The organism is Exiguobacterium sp. PvP048 (assembly GCF_040549175.1).
In the GTDB taxonomy this organism is placed as follows: domain Bacteria; phylum Bacillota; class Bacilli; order Exiguobacteriales; family Exiguobacteriaceae; genus Exiguobacterium_A; species Exiguobacterium_A artemiae.
Window position 1 is genome coordinate 1 of the sequence record NZ_JBEPSU010000018.1, and the last position, 1,310, is coordinate 1,310.

Genomic DNA, 1,310 nt, shown 5'->3' on the forward strand with positions numbered 1-1,310 from the left:
GGCTCATCACCATAAGGTGTGGTTGACACATAAAATCCATCGGATTTTAAATCGAACATAGAAAAAAAGCGAAAACCCCGGTATCGTAATTGTTGTCTAGACAAACCACGATTGGAGTTTTCGCCTTGTCCCAACAGTTTATCAAATTAATTCTTCCGCTTCCAGCCCTTTTTCAAATCCAGATGTCGTCCGATGAAGAACCGCACGTATTTCCTATCATTCCTGATACACATGAAATCCCTTGTCCGCTATGCGAAAAAAAGACTATCTTGCATTCGAAAAAGCGTCGTCGTTTTCGACACGGTCATGCGTGGGGAGTCGGTGCCTTGTGGATCGAACTAGATGTCCCACGTCAAAGATGCCTCTCTTGTGATTTGACGTTTGTATATGACTACGGTCTCGGACTCGTCCGTACTTCTACCGAAGTGTTCCGAAAAGGCATCACAGAACGGTGCCATGGCCGCACAATTTCAGATGTTGCGCATGAATATGAACTTCCTTATACGACTGTGGAACGGTGGTTTTATCAGTACGCTTCAGTGGATACAGTGGGACAGGCGACACACATCCTCGTCGATGAGTTCGCCACGAGAAAAGGACACCACTATGCGACGATCGTTCTTGATGCCAAGACTGGACGTCTTCTGTCTATCGTCCCGGGTCGGGACGTATCGGCGATCACGGCTGCGCTTCAAGGTGTACTGGGAGATGTTCGTTCTGTCGTCAGTGATTTTGCACCTGCGATGGCGAAGGCAACTAATCGTGTCTTCCCGAGTGCAGCGCATGTACTGGATCGTTTTCATCTCATCCAGTTCTTCACGGACGCTCTTCGCCGTCGGCGTCGATTTTTGAACGAGACGAAACGCCATCATCATATTCGCGTCATTGACCGTGCACTGGCTTGTCGCCCAGAAATGCTGGCTCCAGAAGACCGAGAGGTCGCCCGTTCTTGTATTCTAGAAGACGCCTTTACTCAGGATCTATATAGAGGACTCCAACATATCCGGTATGTGCTGAAGGCAACGTGTAACAGGCAGGCTCACCGAAGACTGACGGACTGGCTGGACCGTTACCAGTTCCATCCGTGCGGACCTCTCGCAAAAATCGCGAAAGCGATCCGGGGTCGTGAGGAAGCGATGCGTCAGACCATTGTATCAAGGCTATCGAACGGGAAAATGGAAGGAACGAACAACAAGATTAAGCTCATCAAACGTCGTGGTTATGGCTACCGAAACCTCGAACGATTCTTTTTGAGATTGCGCCTCGAGCTTGGTGGTTAAAATAGCAACCACGTGTTATGGTGATGAGCC

General features: G+C 49.2%; 1 protein-coding gene. It reads left to right on the forward strand.

Annotation, left to right across the window (positions count from 1 at the left end; translation table 11 throughout):
- The first annotated feature begins 182 nt into the window (after positions 1-182).
- Positions 183-1,280, forward strand: coding sequence for an ISL3 family transposase (locus tag ABIC15_RS15225; RefSeq protein WP_251137737.1), 1,098 nt, complete (start codon positions 183-185; stop codon positions 1,278-1,280).
- Positions 1,281-1,310: the final 30 nt, after the last annotated feature.